This is a genomic window from bacterium, from assembly GCA_020440705.1.
In the GTDB taxonomy this organism is placed as follows: Bacteria; Krumholzibacteriota; Krumholzibacteriia; order LZORAL124-64-63; family LZORAL124-64-63; genus JAGRNP01.
The window spans coordinates 1-563 of sequence record JAGRNP010000363.1; the positions used below are offsets into that span (position 1 = coordinate 1).

1 protein-coding gene is annotated in these 563 nt (G+C 70.7%); it reads right to left on the minus strand.

The features are described from left to right. Positions 1-563 (minus strand): FG-GAP repeat protein (locus KDM41_18810; protein MCB1185476.1); only part of this gene is annotated, 563 nt, incomplete at both ends.

Here is a 563-nt window from a genome sequence, read left to right on the forward strand (position 1 = left end):
CGTGGAAAGCATGGAGGAGGCTGCCGTCGCTACCGGAGTAGACGTCGGCCGAGCCCACCATGACGCCGGCGAAGAAGTCGAAGGGCGAGCCGACGACGACGTCGTCGAAGCCGTCGCCGTTGACGTCGCCGGCGCGGTACAGCCCGATGGCATAGGCGGAGTAGCCGACGCCGCTCTCCCCGTCGAGTGTCGCGGCGGGGACCGCAGGCAGGCCATCGCCGGCGCCGAGGAAGAGGTAGACCCTCCCCACGTAGTTGTTGGCTCCGTTGGCCCCCACCATCCAGTCGCCGTAGCCGTCGCCGTTGACGTCGCCCACCCCGCCGATGCTGGCGCCAAAGAAGTCGTCGCCGCTCCCGGTCTTCGTCCAGTCTGGCGCCTCGGCCGGCCCGGTCGCTGAGCCGAGCCACAGGTATGCCTTCCCGCCCGGATAGTTGGGCGCGCCGATCAGGAGGTCGGCGAAGCCGTCGCCGTTGACGTCGCCGGCTGGGGCGCCCCTCCCGAACGCCTGGCTCGCGGCCTCACCCACGGCGGTCCAGTCTGGTGTCTCTGCCGGTCCATCAGGT